This window comes from Polyangiaceae bacterium, from assembly GCA_015075635.1.
Lineage (GTDB): Bacteria > Myxococcota_A > Polyangia > Polyangiales > Polyangiaceae > JADJKB01.
In genome coordinates this window covers 2,854,786-2,872,925 of sequence record JABTUA010000001.1, presented here as the reverse complement: position 1 = coordinate 2,872,925, position 18,140 = coordinate 2,854,786, and the positions used below count along the sequence as shown (strand labels likewise).

The following is an 18,140-nucleotide window of genomic DNA, read 5'->3' as shown; positions in this document are numbered from 1 at the left end:
GTGGCGCGGGCGCCTGGCCTCTCGCGGAGCGAGAATCAACCCCGAGTGAGAAGACCGGCCGGGGCCGGCGCCTGCCGTTTCGACCAGTGGGAAGTGGCGCGGGGCGCCTGGGTCTCCCGCGGAGCGAGAATCAACCCCGAGTGAGAAGACCGGCCGGGGCCGGCGCCTGCCGTTTCGACCAGTGGGAAGTGGCGCGGGGCGCCTGGGTCTCCCGCGGAGCGAGAATCAACCCCGAGTGAGAAGACCGGCCGGGGCCGGCGCCTGCCGTTTCGACCAGTGGGAAGTGGCGCGGGGCGCCTGGGTCTCCCGCGGAGCGAGAATCAACCCCGAGTGAGAAGACCGGCCGGGGCCGGCGCCTGCCGTTTCGACCAGTGGGAAGTGGCGCGGGGCGCCTGGGTCTCCCGCGGAGCGAGAATCAACCCCGAGTGAGAAGACCGGCCGGGGCCGGCGCCTGCCGTTTCGACCAGTGGGAAGTGGCGCGGGGCGCCTGGGTCTCCCGCGGAGCGAGAATCAACCCCGAGTGAGAAAACCGGCCGGGACCGGGGGCGTTTGTCCCACCGGTCGGAAGCGACGCGAGGCGTTTGGGTGATCGGCGGAGCGGGATTTAGAAAGTCGTCCTGGTCACGTCCAGGTTCGGGCGCGACGGGAACGAGAGTCCGCGAACGCCGCCGGCGACGCACGAAGCCACGCCCGGGTTGCTGGGCTTGGTGGTGACGCTGACGCCCACGGCGCGACCGTTCTGCACCGCGGCGCAGATGTTGATCTGCATGTCGTCGGGTGCGCCGCAGTGGGCGAAGTAGGTGCCCTTGTTCAAGATCGAGCCGTACTGGCCGGCGGTGAGGTCCGCCGCCTGCTTCTGCCCGCCGCCGATGGTGACCTCGTCGCCCTTGTAGGCGGCGATGGCGCCTTCGCACGACATGCCGCCGGCGAGGATCGGGATGCCGTTGGACACGCCGAGCACGCCGCCCTTGCCCGTGCCGCCGCCGCCCGGGCGCGCGGCGGTCTTGAGCCCGCCGTCCACGTCGACGTTGGTGGCGGTGTCGCCGTGCACGGCGATCGCGTCGCTGCGCGAGCCGCGGCGCGCGACCAACCAGACCGCTGCGGCGACGACCAGCGCGCCGACCACCGCGACGCCGATCAGCGCCTTGCTGGTGGTGCTCTTGCGCTCGGCGGTCACGGTCCTCTCGAGCGCGACCTTCTCGGCCTTGATGTCGCGGTGCAAGCGCGCGTGCTCGGCGAAGGGAGCGAACTCCTCCCAGTCGCGGATCGCGCGCTCGTCCTTGCTGAACGCGTCGCGGAGCACGTCGTCCTCGACGAAGGTGTGGCTCGCGATCTGCTGGAGCAGCTCGACCGAGCTGAACGGGCCGTGGTCCATGCCCTCCTTGATCACGACGTAGCGCGGACGTTTGTCGCGCTCGAGGCGAGCCTTGAGCTGAGCCAGCTCGGTGGTCGAGTCGCTCATGCGCGGCCCGGTGCCGGGCGCCTGCGCCACCGCCAGGTTCAGCGGACCCGAGGGCACCTCGTGGAAGGCCTGGCTCGGGGCCGGCGGCAGCATCGAGAGCGATACGTCCACGTCGAAGTTCGAGTCGTGGTCGAGATGCGACTCGTCCGCCGGCGGCGGCGCGATGCTGCCGGTGGGCGCCAAATGGTGGAGCGCTTGGGCCAGCGCCTTGAGGTCGTCGGGCCGGTGTACGGCATCGGCGACCAGGCACTTGGCCAAAATCACCTCGAGATCACGGGGCAGGGTCGGCACGACCTCGCTCGGACGCCGCATGCCCGGGCCGACGGTCATGCCGGTGAGCAGCTCGTAGGTGATGGCGCCGATGGCGTAGACGCTCGCGCGGGCGTTGCCCGGCTTGCCCTCGCGCTCCTCGGGGGCCATGCAGATCTTGTCGCGGGGCAAGGTGGGGGGGACGATCGCCAGCTCGGGGGCGATGTGCGGCACTCCGGAGGCGTCCATCACGATGCTCGACGGGTGCAAGAAGAGCACCTCCCCGGCGGCGTGCCGGTCGGCGATCTCGACGGCGAGCGGCACGATGATGCCGACGGTCTCCTTCAGAGTGTGAAGGGTGCCTCGGGATCTGGCTTCCTCCATACGGGCGCGGAGGCTGCCGGGGTTGATGCTCGAGCCAACGGGTAGCGGGGTCCCGATACGTTGCGCGCTGGTGGTCATTTTTGAGACGGGCCCGGAGTCTACACCGCTCCGCGACCGCCGGCACCAGGACTCGACTTCCGCGGTCTCGTCACAGCGCGGTTTCGTCCTCGCGGCGGCTGCCACGCCAAGGGTCGCGGCGCTTGTCGTAGCGGCCGCGCACGAAATTCCCCAGAACGGGCGCAATGTTGCGGGCGATGTCTTCGTCCCACTCGCCGCCGTTGACGTAGTCCACGGGGCGGTTTGCCTCGCCGAGCAGGGCGAACCCGGGGACCTTGGCCACGGGGATGCCCAGGAAGGTGAGCTCTTGACCGAAATCGCGGGCGTTGACTCGGACCAGTCGCACCTGCTCCAGCGCGACCTGCATCTTCGCGTCCGGCAGCGAGGCAGCGACCCCGTTGCAGGGCAGGCAGTCGTCGACGACGACCCAGAGCACGACCTTCTTGCCGTCCTTCGCGGCGCCCTTGCGCTGCGCCTCCAGCTCGCGGCCGAGCGACGGGATGTCTCCGTCGAGATCGACGAGCTCCACCTTGCCGACGCGGCTGATGATGACGCCGCCCTGGCGCGAGCTGGGTGTGCCGGACGCCACCGGTGCCGGGCTCGGGCTGGGCGGCGGGAAGAACGTCGGTGTCGGAGCCGGTGCGACGACGGGCGATGGCGGGCTCGGGCTGGCGCTGGGTGTGGGAGAGCCTGCCCAGAACAGCAGCCCCGCGAGCCCGAGGATCGACACCACCAGGTTCAACGCGCCGAGCAGCGCGCCGCCGATCGCCAAGCCCGCGCCGCTGCGCGTGCCCTCGGAGCGCGAGATCTCGCCTTTGGCGACCAGACCGAGGGTCAGCGCCAAGAGGCCTCCCACGGCCGGGATGCAGGTGAACCCCAGCACGCCCAGCACCAAGGCCCAGATGGCCATGGCGCTGGTGGTCGGCGGACCCACGGGAGGTGAGCTCGGCGAGCCGGGCCGCGGCCCCTTGGCGTAAGGATCGTAGATGGGGGCGCCGTCGCTCACGTTTCGCGGAGTATAGCTCTATCAGAAGCCCACGCCGACCGTGGCCAGGGCCAGAAGATACGCCTTGGTGTTCGGCGAGTCGCTGCCGCGGATGGCGGGCACGGCGCCGATCAGGTCGATCGAGGCTCGCGCGTCGGTGTCGCGGATCGGCAGCGCATATTGGAGCGTCCCGCGCAGGGTGCCCACGCCGATGGTGTGCGACTCCGTGCCGCCCGCTCCGTCGTCGAGCTGCACTCGAGCTGCGGCCGCGCCAGCGCCGAGGATCGGGTGGAGGGGGCCGGTGTGGTTGAAGTCCAGCCAGAGCTCACCGCCGTACTGCGAGAGCCCGCGTTCGCCGCCGACGCGCACCCAAGCGCCGCTGACGCGCAAGCCCGCGGCCTTCTGCCCCACGTCCACCGCAGCGAACAGGCCGCCGTCGGGGGAGGCCTCGGAGATGCGCAGCACCGGGCCGGTGTGGATGCGGACCGTGGAACGCGGCTGGTAGTAGTCGTCGTACGGACGATCGTAGGGGCGGTCGTAAGGCTGGTCGTAGGAGTCGTAGGGGCGGGAGCTGGCCACCGCGGGGCCGGGGTGGTCCGGCGGTTCGGCGAACGGCTGAGCCGCGCCGAGGGCCGGGGTCAGGGAAACGAGGGCGAGCGCGGCGAATACCAGGTGCCTCATGGGGTCCTCCAAGCAGGTTCGACCAAGGAACGCCCCAACCCGCCCGGGGCTTACGCTATGGTTGGGCCGGTGATGCGGCTCGCGGCGTGCCTCCTGGCCCTCGGCCTCTCGACGGCGATCCGCCCGGCGGCGGCGCAGCCGGCCGAGAGCGGGCCGGCTGCGGCCAAGAAGCACTTCGAGGTGGCCAAAAAGGCCTACAAGGCCGGCGCCTACCGCGAAGCCATCGCCGAGCTCGACCGGGCCATCGAGCTCGATCCGAAGGGCAAGGACCTTCACTACAACAAGGGCCTGGTTCACGAGAAGCTGGGTGAGCTCGACGAGGCCATCGCGTCGTTCAAGCGCTACTCGGAGCTCGAGACCGACACCGCGGAGCTCGAGAAGGCCATCCAGACCGTGCGTCGCCTCGAGGGCGCGCGGGACGAGCTGGCGGCGAAAGCGCGGCAGGCGGAGGAGCCGCGGACCGACGAGCCTCCGCCGCCCGTCGTCGCGGCGCCCCAGCGCCGGGACGCGGCACAGCCGAAGGAGCGCGCCGCGAAAGGAAGGCTCGACGGCTGGGTGTACGCGACCGGTGGGCTCGCGCTCGTTGCGCTGGGCGTCGGCACTTATTACGGGATCCAGGCGGTCTCGACCCAGCAGAGCACCGAGGACGCGACCGGCAACGGGACCAGCGTTCGAGATCTCGCGGATCGAGCCCAGCGCGCCCACGACTACGCGGTGGTCGCGGACGTGGCGTTCGCGGTCGGCGCCGCGTCTGCGGGCGCAGCGCTGCTGCTCTATTTCACCCGTGACGCGAAGCCGAGCTCTCCGCGCGTCGGTGCGACACTGCTGCCGCACACGGGCCTGGTGCGCGTGGAGGGCTCGTTCTGATGCGTGCGCGCGTGCTCGCCTCCGCCGCGCTGCTCACCGGCATGTTCGCGGTGGCGCTCGGCTGCTCGGCCATGATCGACGCAGAGCTCACCCACGTGAATTGCTCCTGGGAGGGCGCGATCGGACCACCGGCGTGTCCCGCCGGGCAGCTGTGTCGGGCCGGCGTCTGTGCGCCCTGCGCCGCGTCGGAGATCTGCGGAGACGGCTTCGACAACGACTGCCGGAACGGCCCCGACGACGGCTGCGGCAGCGGTGGGCTCGGCGGGGGCAGCGGAGCGGGCGGTGCCGGCGGCGACGCGGGGGGCGGCTCCGGCGGCGCGACGGGGGGAGCGCCAGGCGGCGGCGGCGTCGCTGGCGCAGCGGCCGGCGGCGGCAGTGGCGGCGCGAGCGGCTGCACCACGGGTGGTGGCGGCAGCGGCGGCGCGAGCGGCGGCACCGGCGGCAGCAGCGCGGGCGCCATCGGCTCGCCGTGCGCCAACCACGCGGCCTGCGACGCCGGGCTGTTCTGCGAGGACCCCGGCGCGTTCGGCGCCGCCGGAGGCGCGAAGCTGTGCACCCGCGGCTGCTGCAAGAGCGACCAATGCGGCGCCAGCACCAACGTCTGCTACCCCGCGGTCCACGGCGGCAGCGCCTGCGTGCCGGCTTCTTCCGTCGGCCGCGCGGAGGTCGGGACGAAAGCGGCGGGGGACAGCTGCACGACGCACGGCGAGTGCCGCTCCGGTCTGTGCGAGGCGAATCAGTGCTTCGATACCTGCTGCGCCGACTCGGATTGTTCGGGCGCGCAGTACTGCGTGCGACGCACGCTCCCGGGCAGCACGCGGCAGGTGATGGCCTGCGGCAAGAACCCTGGCAACGGCGGCTTCCTTGCGCTCTGCTCGTCCGGCGCGTCGTGCCAGAGTGGGCTGTGTCTGACCGCCGGAGCGTGCACGAAGTCGTGCTGCAGCTCGAAGGACTGCGCCGGGACCATCAGCCTGGCCTGCATCCATTCCGATGGGCTGCGCTTCTGCGGCTCGTTCAGCGGCGGGACCAAGGCCGTCGGCGAGACCTGCGCGGCGAGCGCCGAGTGCAAGAGCGGCAAGTGCATCAGCGGCGGCTCGTATTGTTCCGACACTTGCTGCAGCGATTTCGACTGCGGGCCGGGCTTTGCCTGCCGCGCCGCGTCGCTCTCCGGCACGAACCAGTTGCTTTGCGTGAAGTTGTAGGTCAATGAGTCTGGCCAACTCGGGCCATGGCCGCGGACGACTACGGTGACGACGAGCCGACTCTGCCTCCGCTCGACCCGCGGGCGGGACCGGTCTGCCCGCGCTGCTACGCGCGGCCCGATCCCAGCCTGACGCCCGAGCCAGGGGAGCTCGCGCGCTGCCCGAAGCACCGTCTGGCGTTGGTGGACGCGCGCGAGATCGTCGAGAGCGGCGGCGACACGCTGCTCGGCACCACGGTAGCGGGGCGCTTCACCATTCTGTCCCGCGTCGGCGCCGGCTCCATGGGCGCCGTCTACCGCGCGCGGCAGGACGCCGTCGCGAGGGACGTGGCGCTGAAGATCGTGCGGGCCGAGCGCGCCTACGACGCCGAGACCAAGGCGCGCTTCGAGCGCGAGGCGCGCGCCACCAGCGCGCTGGTCAGCCCGCACACGGTGACCGTGTTCGACTTCGGCGAGGCGGAAGACGGCTCGTGGTTCCTGGCGATGGAGCTGCTCGACGGCGAGACGCTCGGCGACCGGCTCAGGCGGGTGCCGCGGCTCGGCGCCGTGGACGCCGTGCGCATCGCGCGACAGGCGGCGGTCTCGCTGAGCGAGGCGCACGGAAAGGGCATCATCCATCGCGACCTGAAGCCCGACAACCTGTTCCTGGCACGCGTGCCGGTGCAGAGCGGCGCGCCCGAGGAGATGGTCAAGGTGCTCGACTTCGGCATCGCCAAGCTGGTGCGAGGCGACGACCAACGCGTCGATCAGCTGGAGACCCAGGCCGGCACCGTGTTCGGAACGCCGCGCTACATGTCGCCCGAGCAAGCGCAGGGCGCGCCCCTCGATCCGCGCACCGACGTCTACTCGCTCGGCGTCATCCTCTACCAAATGCTCACCGGGCGGCCGCCGTTCATCGACGACGACGCGGTCGTGGTGATGGCGAGCCACATCAAGGACATCCCGCCACCCCTCGAGGAGGTCGCGCCAGACGCCTACGTGCCACCGGCGGTCGAGGCGGTCGTGCGGCGAGCGCTGTCGAAGTACCCGGCGTCACGCCAGCAGTCGGCGGAGCAGCTGGTGAGCGAGCTGGACGTCGCGCTCGCCCAGAGCAGCGTTCAAGGCACTGGGCTCCACGCCACGAGCTGGGTGGGGCCGCCCGCTGGACGCCGCGGGGGTTCCCGGACGGCGCTGGCCGTGGCCGCCGCGCTGGTGCTGGCGAGCCTGGCGGTGGGCGGCTTCGTGCTGATGCGCAAGGTGTCCGCGCCGAGCGCGGAGCGGACGGTGGTCATCGCCACGCCGGCGCTCGGGGCGAGCGCGCCGCCGCCGTCCGTGGTTTCCGCAGCGCCGGCGCCTGCCGCGAGCAGCGCCGCAGCGCCGGCGAGCGCGGCCGAAGACGCAGGAAACGCGCCGAAGGCGGCCCGCAAGCTGCCGCGCGTGCCCGTCACGCCCCCGGCGCTGCCGCCCGCCAAGGCCGAAGGTTACGGCAAGTTCGAGTGAGGGCTAAACCCGCGTTGCGGCTGCAAGATGGCGCGTGTTAGGGTGCCGCCGGCATGGACCCCCGCGAGATGGAGGCGCTGGTTCAGCGCCTGGTCCACAACCCGCACGATCAGGAGGCAATCCGATATGCGCATCACGCGGGCCAGAGCGACCCACGCTCGTACGCGATGCTGCTCGAAAAGGTCGGCACCGCCACCCAAGATCCGACCTTCGCCTGCCACTGGCTGACCGAGGCCGCCCAGGTTTGGTCCGAGACGCTCGGCGACGCGCACCGCGCAGCACGCGCCCTGATGATCGCCATCGACCGCGATCCCACCCAGCCGGCCCCCGCGGACAAGCTGGCGACGCTGTACCGTGACAAGGGCGACAGCAAAGCCCTGGCCGCGCTGCTCGAGCGGCGGGCCAAGGCGCTCGCGCCGATGGCGGCACAGGACGCCGAGATGCGCGCGCACGTGGCCGGCATCCACGAAGAGCTCGGGCGGCTGTGGGCCGATCCGCCGCTGTCGCAGCCGCGCAAGGCCATCGAGAACTACCGCCGTGCCCTCGAATACGATCCGCAGAGCCAGTACGCCATCTACTCGGTGCGCGAGATGCTCAAGACCGCTCAGCAGTGGGCGGAGGCCATCCCGTACTTCTCGATGGAAATCGCGCTCTCCGACGATCCGGACCGGCAGGTCGCGCTCTACCGCGACGAGGCCGACGTGCGGAAGCTGGCCGGCGACCTGGGGGGCGCCACGGACGCGCTGCGCCACGCCCGCACCGTGGACGGCGGCCGCGATCCGGGCCTGAAGCAGCAGTTCGCGGCGCTGGTGCTGGAGCGCAAGCAGGGCGGCGACGCCCTCCACCCGAGCGAGGCCGCCGAGGCGGCGCAGCTGTTCGTGGAGCTGGCGGAGGAGTACCCCGGCGAGCACGGCTTGTCGTATTCCAGCTGCGCCCTCGACCTCGAGCCGTCGAACGACCGCGCGATTCAGCTGGCGATGTACTACGCGCAGCAGAGCGGGCGCGAGGGCGCCATCGCCAGCAAGGCCGCGGCCTACCTGAAGGCCAACCCGCAGGGATCCATGGCGGCCGACGCGCGCGGCCTGGTGTCGCGCGCCATGCAGTCCGACGACGGCGCCGACGAGTCCATGCTCGACGCGCTCGCGCCGGCGGCGGACGCGCCGAACCCCGAGCGCGTGCGCGCCTTGCTCGACGTCGCCGACGCGCTGGTGCGCAAGACCAAGAAGAACGAGGCCGCGGCCAAGTACCAAGAGGTGCTGGCGCTCGACCCGGCGAACCCCGACGCGCTGACCTTCATGGAGGGTCACCTGCGGCAGACGCGGAAGTATGCCGAGCTCCGCGACATGCTGCTGGCGGCGTCCAAGACGCCGGGCATCGACGCCGAGACCCGCAAGGGTTGGCTGCGGGAGATCGCCGGGCTGTGCGAGACGCAGCTTCGGGACCTCGACACGGCGATCGCCACGCTGAAGCAGCTGGTCAGCCTGGACAAGGGCGACGAAGGTCCGAAGGCGCAGCTCAAGCGCCTGCTCGAGCGCACCGGTCGCTGGGACGACCTGGCTACCCTGCTCGAGCAGGAGGCCGAGCAGGAGTCCGACCCGGAGACGCGCATCTCGATGGAGAAGGCCTTGGCCAAGCTCCACGAGCAGAAGCGCAAGGACCTGGCGGCGGCCGGCGAGGCCTGGGCGCGCATCGCGAGCCTGGCGCCGGACGACGAGAGCGCGATCCACACCGCCATCAAGCTGTTCGAGAAGAGCGAGCGGCTCGACCTGGCTGCGCAGGTGATCGCCGACAACGTCGGCAGCGTCAGCGACGAGAACGTGCGCGCGCAGCTGTTCAAGAAGCTGGGCGAGCTGCGCGAGGCGCAGGGCGAGCACCTGGCCGCCGGCGACGCCTTCGCCGAAGCCGCGGCCAAGGGCTCCGACGGCAACCTGTGGGAGTCCGCCGAGCGCTGCTTCGCCCAGGCCAGCTCCTGGGAGCAGGCCGCCATCGCCGCCGAGCGGCGCGCCGAGCACGCGCAGAAGCCGAAGGACCAGGCGGCGCTCTACGCCAAGGCGGCGGAGTACCTGACTTCCGCGGGTGACTCGGCGACGGCCGTGACCCGGCTCGAGCAGGCTACCGATCTCGACCCGCAGAACGACGCCCTCGCGCGGCTGCTCGAGGAGCGCTACACCGAGAGCGAGCGCACGCTCGATCTGGCGGCATTCCTGCTGCGCCGCGCCGACAAGCTCGGCGACAAGGAGCTCCGCGTGGCGTTGCGCAAGCGCGCCGCGGAGATCCAGCGTGAACAGCTCTCGGACATGGACGCCGCGCGCGCCAGCCTGGTGCTGATCCTCGGCGACACCGACGACCCCGAGACGCTTTCTCTGCTCGCCGACGACGCCGAGGCACGCGGCGAGTGGTCGGACGCGACCGAGTATCTGCACCGCCTGGCGCGCACCGCCAGCGACGACGCCGCGCGGGTCGCCGTCATGCTGCGGGAGGCGCGCATCGTGGCCGAAGGGCTCGATGACGCCGAGGGCGCCGTCGAACGCTACGAGCGCGTGCTCGAGCAGCACGATCCGAAGAACGTCGGCGCGCTGGAGGCAGTGGCCGCCCTGCACGAGAAGCGCGGCGATCCGAAGGGCACCGCCGACGCGCTCGAGCGCCTGCTCGTCGCCGTCGCCGATCCGCAGCACCGGCTGGAGATCGCGCAGAAGCTCGCCGGCCTCTACGAGGGCGATCTGGACGACCCGCGCGCCGCGGTACGCGTGCTCGACATCGTGCGCGAGCTGGACGAAGAGGACTACGACGCGGTCCAGCGTCTGGCGACGCTGTGCGAACGACTCGAGGACTGGCAGCGCGTCGCCGACCTGATGCGCATCCTGATCGAGGTCGAGGGCGACGAGACCGAGGTCAGCAAGATGACCCGGCGCCTGGCCGAGGTCTTGGAGGAAAAGGTGGGCCGCGGCGACGAGGCGCTGGCGGCGCTGATGGCCGTGGCGGATCAAGGCGACGAACCCTGCCGCGAGCGCTACGTAGAGCTCGGCGATCGGCTGGGCTGGAAGGGCATCGTCGCGACCAAGCTCGTCGAGTGGTTCGCCGAGGCACCTGTGGGGGTTTCTCGCCACGAGGCGCTGCGCGGCGCCTTCAAGCGCTTCGTCGAGGTGGGGCGCGAGGCCGACGCGGCGCAAGTCGGTCAGGAGCTCGTGCGCACGCGCGGGGCGGATCCGAGCATCGCCACGCACCTGGAGGAGATCGCGGTCAAGCTCAAGGACCTGGAGGCGCTCGGCGCTGCCCACGACCTCCTGGTGCAGGATCTGACCGGCCCGAGCCGCGCGGAGGAGATGGTGCGCCAGGCCGAGCTCTTGGTGAGCGCCGGAGTGGATCCGCAGGAGGCCATCCAGCACGGCGAGCAGGCGCTCTCCAGCGTTGCCCCGGCCGACGTCGAGGTCTTGCTCGAGCGGCTGGGCAGGCTGGCGCTCGCGCCAGGGCACGTGATCGACCTGTACGAGCGTCAGATCGTGCGCTGCAAGGCGCCCCCGGATCGACTGAACGCGCTGGCGCGTGCCGCGGAGGTCGCGGCGGACCACGACGCGCTCGACCGCGCGCGCGGCTTCTTCGACCTCACACTGGGCGCCGGCGTGCAGGAGGACACGCTCGAGGCGCTGGAGGAGGTCGCGCGGGCCAGCGATCAGCGCCGCGGGGATGGCCGGCTCACCAGCATTCTGGCGGACGCGCTGGCGGCGGGCGGCCAGGGCTCGCGGGACGGCGGGCGGACGCGCAGCGCGCTCTTGCGCCGCGCCTCGCAGCTCGCGTATCGCGACCTCGGCGACATCGACAAGGCCTTCAAGTGGGTCGGCGACGCCATCGTGACCCACGTGGACGACGCGGGTCTGGACGCCCTGGACGAGCTCTCCCGCGAGGTGGGCGACATGCGCCGCTCCGAGACGGTGCTGTCGCGCGCGTTGGAGGAGGTCTTCGACGGCCCGCTGGTGCGCAAGCTCTTGGCGCGCCGCGCCGACCTGCGGCGCCAGAGCTTGCAGGACGCGATGGGCGCCGCCGGGGACCTGAAGCGGCTGCACGATCTCTCGCCCTCGGACACGGCGGTGACCGATCAGCTGCTCGCGCTCTACACCGAGCTCGAGGACTACAAGGGCATGGTGCAGCTCTACGAGGACATGATCCTGCGCGGCAAGGACCCGGCCTCGCGCGCGGAGCTGGCCCGCAAGGTTGCGCGGCTGTGGGAGGAGAAGCTCGTCGATTACCGCGAGGCCGCCGACGCCTGGCGCCGGGTGTTGCGCATGAAGAGCGGCGATCCCGAGGGCACCGAGGGGCTCGAGCGCGCCAAGGCCGGCATGCTCAACAAGCCCAGCAAGCCGCCGGCGGCCGCTGCCCCCGCCGACAAGCCCGCCGATCCGCCGCCCAAGGCCGCGGGCGCTCCGCCGCCGCCGGCCGGTGATCTGTTGCCGGCGTTCCCGCTGAAGAGCTCGCCGGAGCTCCAGCTCGTGACCCAGCCCCGCGCCGCCGAGCCGTTCGACCCCGGCATGACGACGGAGCCCGATCAGGACGACGAGTCCGACGAGAGCCCGACCATGCCTCCGGTGGCGACCGCGGAGTTCATGCCGGCGCCCGCGGGCAAGCCGGCGCGGCCGGATCTGAGCTTCCCGGGCGACGACGAGATCACCATGTCCGGCTCGATCTCGGGAGTGATCGAGGACACCACCGACCGCACCGCGGCGCCCGTTGCGGCTGAGCTCGCGGGCGCCCCGCCGCCTCCTGCGGGTGGCGCGCCGCCGCCGCCTGCTGCGGCTCCCGAGGACTTCAGCTTCGACGACGCCGACGAGGTGACCCGCCACGACGCGAGCCCCATCGAGGGCGAGGACGCCGACGACGTCGTCGACGACGAGCTGATCGTCGACGACGACGAGCTCGTGGACGAAGAGCCGGTCTGACCTTCCTCAGCCTGGAGAGATTTCCAGCCGCCCGTTGCTCACCCGCGCCGGGCTGCCGAAGACCAGCGGCGCGTTGTTCCGCCCGTGCCCGGACGGCACCCCCGCGACCACCGGCACGCCGAGCTCCGCCAGGCGCTCGCGCACCGCGTCCTCGGCAGGTATTCCGTGCGGTCCCGTCGGACAGTCGGTGAGCTCCCCGACGGCGACGGCGGCAACTCGGTCGAGCGCGCCGGCCACCAGAAGCGCGCTCAACATGCGGTCGAGTCGGTAGGCGCTCTCGGTCACGTCCTCGAGGAAGAGCACGGCGCCCTCGGGTACGAACAGCCGGCCCGCGGCCGCCAGCGTGAAGAGCACGGTGAGGTTGCCGCCGAACAGCGTGCCGCTGGCGTGGCCGCCGTGCCAGGTCTGGAGCGCCTCGAAGCAGCGAGGACGGGTCGGTGACTCGAGCGCGTCGATGAGCGCCGCGCGGCCCACGGCGTCGCCGCGCCCGAGCCCGGCGCAGTTGTGGGCGTGGATGGACGCGATGCCGAGCCGCGCGCACTCGACGTGCAGCGCGGTGACGTCGGAGAAGCCCACGACCCACTTGGGATCACGCGCGAGGGGCGCGAGGCTCGTCGCGTGGGCGATGCGGGTCAGCCCGTAGCCGCCCCGCGCCGCGACGATGGCCCGGACCTCCGGCAGAGCGATGGCGCGCTCGAGCTCGCTCCTGCGGCGCTGGTCCGAGCCGGCCAGAAAGCCGCGCTTCTCGAACATCGACCAGTCGAAGCGGACGCGGTAGCGCTTGGCCAAGTAGCCCGCACCGACCAGGCACAGCGTGCGGTCGAATGGCCCCGAGGGCGCCACGACGCGGACTGCGTCTCCAGGGCGGAGGGCCGGGGGAAAGCGCACGCGGCCCATCCTGCCCCGATCTGCCTCTGGCGGTCGAGATCCAGTAGAGTCTCTGCCATGCCTGCCAAAGCCGCCCTCGCTCGTCTCGGCGACGTCGCCGCCGAGGACGTGCTGCCGCTCGTCGGCCGGCTGTGGAGCGGCACGCGGCGCTCGCTCGACGAGCTGGCGGTCAGGCTGGTGGGCCCCGACTTCGAGGAGCGCGCGCGCCTGCTCCAGGCCCGCTACGTCGACAGTGGCGGCGACCCGTTCGGGCTGGACCTCCAGACCGCGAAGTACGCGCTGATGACCTGCGCCTTCTTCCACCGGCTCTGGTTCCGGACCCAGGTGAGGGGGCTGGAGAACATCCCGACCGGTCGCGCGCTGCTCATCGCCAACCACTCGGGCCAGATCCCGATCGATGGCGCGATGATCGGCGCCGCGGTGTTCCTCGACCATGATCCGCCGCGGATCATCCGGGCCATGGTCGAGAAGTGGTCGCAGACATTGCCTTTCGTCTCGACCTTCTTCAGCCGGGTGGGCCAGGTGGTGGGGGTGCCGGAGAACGCGCGCCGCCTCTTGCAGATGGGCGAGCTCCTGCTGGTCTTCCCCGAAGGCACCCGCGGCATCAGCAAGCCCTTCAGCCAGCGCTACCAGCTCCAGGAGTTCGGCACGGGCTTCATGCGCCTGGCCATCGAGACCGACACGCCCATCGTGCCGGTTGCCGTGGTCGGGGCCGAGGAACAATACGTGAACCTGGGCAACGTGAAGTGGGCGGCGCGCCTGCTCAGGATGCCCGTGTTCCCGATGATCCCGCAGGTCTTCGTGCCCGGCGGCCAGATGCCGCTCCCCACCAAGTATCACCTTCAGTTCGGCGAGCCGCTCGTCTTCAAAGGCGACGCCGACGACGACGATTCGGTGATGGAGGAGAAGGTGCATCTGGTCAAGCAGACCATTCAGAGCATGATCAACCGCGGGCTCAAGGAGCGAAAGAGCTTGTTCTATTGATGTCCCGCCCGCCCACCCCCACCGTAGTCCTGCCCCTCCGGGCACTTCCAAGGGTCGTCCGCCGGGGGCACGCCCCCGGACCCCCAACGCGACTCGCGTCGCTCGTCGCGGGCTCGCTTCGCTCGCGCAGTCGCCGGCGCCACAATCAAGCGAGTGGGACACCGCCCCGCCGGTGGGCACCTCCCGAGTCCGAATGACGAAACGCGAGCCCAAGCCGAAGCGCGCACCCGTCGAGAAACGGCAGGCCGAGCGCCGCGTGCGCGGCCGGCGCGAGAGCGACGGCGGTGTGAATGAGCGCATCGAGCGCGGCGCGGTGGTGGTCACCGGCATCTGCGGCCGGCTCGGCCGCCGGCTGGCTCGCCAGCTGCACCGCGAGCGCGGCGTGATCGGGCTCGATCGTCGCGAGTTCTGGGGCAAACCCAAGGACATCGAGCACTATCCCATCGACGTCCGCCGCAAGAAGGCGCGAGAGCTGTTCCGGCGCCCGGACATAGGCGCGCTGATCCACCTGGGGGTGATGCACGATCCGCGGCTCGGCGCCGAGGATCATCACACCTGGAACGTGGTCGCGTTCCAGAAGCTCCTGGAATACGTGGAGCGCTACGACGTTCCGAAGCTCGTGCTGCTCTCCAGCGCCAACGTCTACGGCCCGCGGCCGGACAACCCGCAGTTCATCGGTGAGGACGCGCCGCTGCTCGGCGCCAACCGCTTCAGCGACATCCGTGACCTGATCGAGCTCGACATGCTCGCGCAGTCGTTCTTCTGGCGCAATCCGCGCACCGAGACCGTGATCCTCCGCCCCACGCACATCCTGGGGACGGTGCAGAACGCGCCCAGCAACTACCTCAGGCTGCGCGTGGTGCCGACGCTGCTCGGCTTCGATCCCATGGTGCAAGTGGTGCACCAGGACGACGTGGTGCGCGCGGTCCGTCTCGCGCTCAGGCCGGGCGTCCGCGGCATCTTCAACATCGCGGGGCCGCCGCCGGTGGCTCTCTCTCGGGCGGTGAAGATGTTGGGGCGATCCACTCTGCCGGTCCCGCACAGCTTCGCGCGGGCCGGCGTCGAGCGTCTTTGGCGCTGGCACATGACCAGCTTCCCCGCGCCAGAGCTGGATTTCATCCGCTACGTCTGCATGGTGGACGACGCGCGTGCCCGCGAAGTGCTCGGATATCGCCCGAAGTTCGATCTCGCCTCGACGCTCGAGGCGGTGGACGAGGAGCGCTGGGTGTGAGCATGGTCCACCGCGTGAGATCGATGTCGCTCCTGCTCAGTGCGTGCGTCTGCGTGTGCGCGTGCTCGTCGCGTAAGTCCGAGCCGCCGCCGCCGGCCTCGAGCGCGGTGGTGCCAGCGGCGGCCCCCAACGCGCGCGGCACAATGGCCGCGGGCAGCGCGCCGGTACCGGGCTTGGCGGCGCCCCGCGACCCCGACGAGGAGGATCCGGAGCAGGAGTCCCCCACACCCGCCCCGCCGGGGCTCGGGCCGGAGCCGGCGGACTCGGGGGTATCGCTGTGAGTCGCACCTGGAGCTTGCTCCTCAGCAGCTTGCTGGTCGCCGGCTGTTCGGCGCGCCGCGAGCGCCCGCCGGGCCCGCCGCCGGAGTACGAGCGACCTCGGGTCACACCCTGGGACGCCGGCGCGCCCGTCGACCCCCTCGACGACATCAAGGGCGAAGAGGTCACCGACGACGAGCCGGCCTCCGACGCCGGGGCGGCGAGCGACGACGCCGGCGCTGCCCCGACGGCGCCCGAGTAGCCTGGCTGGCAGCCCTGGCGCCGCTGGTCTAGGCTCTCGCGCGTTGGACGTTCGAGAGCGTGCACAGCGAGCCAAGGCGGCCTCGCGCATCCTGGCTCGCCAGAGCCGAGCGCGGAAAGACGCCGCGCTCCAGCGCATCGCAGAGGGGCTCTTGGCGGAGCGCGACGCGATCGAGCAGGCCAACGAGGCCGACGTGCGCCAGGCCGAGACGGGCGGGCTCTCCTCCGTGCTGGTGGAGCGGCTGGCGCTCGGCGCCGAGCGCATCACGGCGCTGGCGCGAGCGGTCGAGCACATCGCGACGCTGCCCGATCCGGTCGGTAGCCGGAGCGCGATGACGCGTTCCGCGTCCGGCCTCTTGATCGGCAAGCAGCGCTTGCCCCTCGGGCTCGTCGCCATCGTCTACGAGTCGCGGCCCAACGTGACCGTGGACGCGGCCGCGCTCACGCTCAAGAGCGGCAACGCCGTGCTGCTCAGGGGCGGCAAGGAGGCCGCACGGACCAACGCCGCGCTGGTCGAGATCATGCGCCGCGCCCTCCGGGAAAGAGACCTGCCGGAGGACGCCATCTGCCTGGTCCCCCCCGGCGACCGCGAGGAGATCAAGCAACTCGTCTCGCTGTCGGACCTCGTGGACCTGGCCATCCCGCGCGGCGGCGAGGGCTTGATCCGCTTCGTGGCCGACGTCGCCCGAGTGCCGGTGATCAAGCACTACAAGGGTGTGTGCCACCTGTTCCTGGACGAGAGCGCGGAGCTCGACATGGCGCTCGCCCTCACCGTGAACGGGAAGGTGCAGCGTCCCGGGGTGTGCAACGCGCTCGAGTGCCTGCTGGTGCACCAGCACGCGGCCGAGCGGCTGCTGCCACCCATCGCGGCCGCGCTCGTGCGCGAGGGCGTCGAGCTGCGCGGCTGCGAGCGTTCGCGCGCCCTCGTGCCGAGCCTGGGCCGGGCCACCGACGCCGACTGGGGAACGGAGTTTCTGGCGAAGATTTTGGCCATTCGCGTGGTCGACGACGTCGACGGCGCGCTCTTGCACGTGGAGCGCTACGGCTCGAACCACAGCGAGGCCATCTGCACCAACCGCCTCGACCACGCGGAGCGCTGGCTCGCCGAGGTGGACGCCAGCTGCGTGCTCGTGAACGCATCGACTCGATTCAACGACGGCGGCGAGCTGGGGCTCGGCGCCGAAATGGGGATCTCCACCTCGAAGCTGCACGCTTACGGGCCGATGGGCCTCGAGAGCCTGACCGCCGAGAAGTGGATTGTATTGGGTGAAGGACAGGTTCGCGCTTGAGCCAGAAGAAGACTCCGACCAAGAAGAAGCAGAGCCCGCACAAGAAGACGCGCGCGCGCACGCGTGCCCCGCTCCCCAAGCCCGAGCGCGGCAAGCCTGGGACGCGCTCCCACAAGGCGCCGCGCGTGCCCAGCGTTCCGCCGCCGTCACCTTCGGAGGGTGCGCGCAAGGTCGCGCTCTTGGCAGCGCAGGCTGGCCTCGACAAGAAGGCCGCGGGCATCGAAATCATCGACGTGACGGGCAAGGTGGACTACGCCGACTACCTGGTGCTGATGACCGGCCACAGCGACCGCCACGTCGCTGCCATCGCCGGCGGCGTGGACGAGATGCTGGGCAAGAACGGCTTCCCGGCCATCAGCATCGAAGGGTTGCCCGCCGCGCGCTGGGTCCTGATCGACTTCGTGGACGTGGTCGTGCACGTGTTCGAGGAGTCTGCCCGGACGCTCTACGACCTCGACGGGCTCTGGCTCGACGCGCGCCGCGTGCCCATGCCGGGCGACAGGTGAGGCTCGCCGTCATCGCCGTCGGCAAGCTCAAGGAGCCGGCCTTCCGCGCGCTCGCCGACGACTACCTGGGCCGCGTGCGCCGCTACGTGCGCGCCGACGAGATCGAGGTCAAGGACGCCGCCGCCCTCGGCCGAGCCGTGCCCGACGAAGCGCTCGTCGTCGCCCTGGAGGTCGGAGGCGAGCGCCTCACGAGCGAGGTCTTCGCCAAGAAGCTCGAGCAGTGGGGCAGCCGTGGCAAGGGCAGCGTGGCTTTCTTGATCGGCGGTGCCGACGGCATCCCGGCGGAGCTCTCCCGCGCGGCCGCGGTGCGCCTGAGCCTTTCCAGCATGACGCTGCCGCACCGACTGGCGCGCATCGTACTGCTGGAGCAGCTCTACCGCGGGCTCAGCATCCTGAGGGGGGAGCCGTACGCGCGGGAGTAGGCGGG

General features: G+C 71.5%; 15 protein-coding genes. 11 read left to right on the top strand and 4 right to left on the bottom strand.

The window, feature by feature from the left end; genetic code table 11:
* Positions 1-604: 604 nt before the first annotated feature.
* The 3 genes from HS104_12970 to HS104_12960 all read right to left on the bottom strand — a co-directional run bounded on the left by HS104_12970 (position 605) and on the right by HS104_12960 (position 3,818).
* Positions 605-2,095 (bottom strand): hypothetical protein, encoded by a 1,491-nt coding sequence (locus tag HS104_12970; protein ID MBE7480879.1) that lies wholly within the window; start codon positions 2,093-2,095, stop codon positions 605-607.
* Positions 2,096-2,243: 148 nt separating this feature from the next.
* Positions 2,244-3,158, bottom strand: coding sequence for a DUF4190 domain-containing protein (locus HS104_12965; GenBank protein MBE7480878.1), 915 nt, complete (start codon positions 3,156-3,158; stop codon positions 2,244-2,246).
* Positions 3,159-3,179: 21 nt separating this feature from the next.
* On the bottom strand, positions 3,180-3,818 hold the full coding sequence (locus HS104_12960) for a hypothetical protein (GenBank protein MBE7480877.1): 639 nt from the start codon (positions 3,816-3,818) through the stop codon (positions 3,180-3,182).
* A 69-nt stretch (positions 3,819-3,887) separates the two neighbouring features.
* Here HS104_12960 and HS104_12955 point away from each other — a divergent pair, with 69 nt between their 5' ends.
* The 4 genes from HS104_12955 to HS104_12940 all read left to right on the top strand — a co-directional run bounded on the left by HS104_12955 (position 3,888) and on the right by HS104_12940 (position 12,296).
* Entirely contained in the window at positions 3,888-4,685 is a 798-nt protein-coding gene (locus tag HS104_12955; GenBank protein MBE7480876.1) for a tetratricopeptide repeat protein, read from the top strand.
* Positions 4,685-5,887, top strand: coding sequence for a hypothetical protein (locus tag HS104_12950; GenBank protein ID MBE7480875.1), 1,203 nt, complete (start codon positions 4,685-4,687; stop codon positions 5,885-5,887). Before HS104_12955 ends, HS104_12950 begins: the two co-directional genes overlap by 1 nt.
* A 182-nt stretch (positions 5,888-6,069) precedes the next feature.
* Positions 6,070-7,365 (top strand): serine/threonine protein kinase, encoded by a 1,296-nt coding sequence (locus HS104_12945; GenBank protein MBE7480874.1) that lies wholly within the window; start codon positions 6,070-6,072, stop codon positions 7,363-7,365.
* Between the two features lie 53 nt (positions 7,366-7,418).
* The gene (locus HS104_12940; GenBank protein MBE7480873.1) at positions 7,419-12,296 is read left to right on the top strand and encodes a hypothetical protein; all 4,878 of its coding nucleotides are present in this window, start codon (positions 7,419-7,421) and stop codon (positions 12,294-12,296) included.
* Between the two features lie 6 nt (positions 12,297-12,302).
* Here HS104_12940 and HS104_12935 read toward each other — a convergent pair whose 3' ends face one another.
* Positions 12,303-13,193 carry an LD-carboxypeptidase gene (locus HS104_12935; GenBank protein MBE7480872.1) on the bottom strand — a complete coding sequence of 297 codons (891 nt, stop codon included), beginning with the start codon at positions 13,191-13,193 and terminating at the stop codon, positions 12,303-12,305.
* Positions 13,194-13,241: 48 nt separating this feature from the next.
* Here HS104_12935 and HS104_12930 point away from each other — a divergent pair, with 48 nt between their 5' ends.
* The 7 genes from HS104_12930 (at position 13,242) to HS104_12900 (ending at position 18,135) form a co-directional block, all read left to right on the top strand.
* Positions 13,242-14,168 carry an acyltransferase family protein gene (locus tag HS104_12930; GenBank protein MBE7480871.1) on the top strand — a complete coding sequence of 309 codons (927 nt, stop codon included), beginning with the start codon at positions 13,242-13,244 and terminating at the stop codon, positions 14,166-14,168.
* A gap of 193 nt (positions 14,169-14,361) precedes the next feature.
* On the top strand, positions 14,362-15,399 hold the full coding sequence (locus HS104_12925; GenBank protein MBE7480870.1) for an NAD-dependent epimerase/dehydratase family protein: 1,038 nt from the start codon (positions 14,362-14,364) through the stop codon (positions 15,397-15,399).
* Positions 15,400-15,422: 23 nt separating this feature from the next.
* Positions 15,423-15,680, top strand: a complete 258-nt coding sequence (locus HS104_12920; protein MBE7480869.1) for a hypothetical protein — start codon at positions 15,423-15,425, stop codon at positions 15,678-15,680.
* Positions 15,677-15,919, top strand: coding sequence for a hypothetical protein (locus tag HS104_12915; protein ID MBE7480868.1), 243 nt, complete (start codon positions 15,677-15,679; stop codon positions 15,917-15,919). The genes HS104_12920 and HS104_12915 overlap by 4 nt, the downstream gene beginning before the upstream one ends.
* Positions 15,920-15,962: 43 nt before the next feature.
* A complete protein-coding gene (locus HS104_12910; protein MBE7480867.1) occupies positions 15,963-17,207 on the top strand; it encodes a glutamate-5-semialdehyde dehydrogenase in 1,245 nt (414 codons plus the stop codon).
* Positions 17,204-17,713 carry a ribosome silencing factor gene (gene rsfS, locus HS104_12905; protein ID MBE7480866.1) on the top strand — a complete coding sequence of 170 codons (510 nt, stop codon included), beginning with the start codon at positions 17,204-17,206 and terminating at the stop codon, positions 17,711-17,713. Before HS104_12910 ends, rsfS begins: the two co-directional genes overlap by 4 nt.
* Positions 17,710-18,135: a 23S rRNA (pseudouridine(1915)-N(3))-methyltransferase RlmH gene (locus HS104_12900; GenBank protein ID MBE7480865.1), complete on the top strand. Its 426-nt coding sequence runs from the start codon at positions 17,710-17,712 to the stop codon at positions 18,133-18,135. Before rsfS ends, HS104_12900 begins: the two co-directional genes overlap by 4 nt.
* The last annotated feature ends 5 nt before the right edge of the window (positions 18,136-18,140 follow it).

Bases quoted from the DNA above. Each gene is read 5' to 3' on its own strand.
- HS104_12970 (MBE7480879.1), bottom strand. From the start codon at position 2,095: ATGGAGGAAGCCAGATCCCGAGGCACCCTTCACACTCTGAAGGAGACC.
- HS104_12960 (MBE7480877.1), bottom strand. From the start codon at position 3,818: ATGAGGCACCTGGTATTCGCCGCGCTCGCCCTCGTTTCCCTGACCCCG.
- HS104_12950 (MBE7480875.1), top strand. From the start codon at position 4,685: ATGCGTGCGCGCGTGCTCGCCTCCGCCGCGCTGCTCACCGGCATGTTC.
- HS104_12940 (MBE7480873.1), top strand. From the start codon at position 7,419: ATGGACCCCCGCGAGATGGAGGCGCTGGTTCAGCGCCTGGTCCACAAC.
- HS104_12935 (MBE7480872.1), bottom strand. From the start codon at position 13,193: ATGGGCCGCGTGCGCTTTCCCCCGGCCCTCCGCCCTGGAGACGCAGTC.
- HS104_12930 (MBE7480871.1), top strand. From the start codon at position 13,242: ATGCCTGCCAAAGCCGCCCTCGCTCGTCTCGGCGACGTCGCCGCCGAG.
- HS104_12925 (MBE7480870.1), top strand. From the start codon at position 14,362: ATGACGAAACGCGAGCCCAAGCCGAAGCGCGCACCCGTCGAGAAACGG.
- HS104_12920 (MBE7480869.1), top strand. From the start codon at position 15,423: ATGTCGCTCCTGCTCAGTGCGTGCGTCTGCGTGTGCGCGTGCTCGTCG.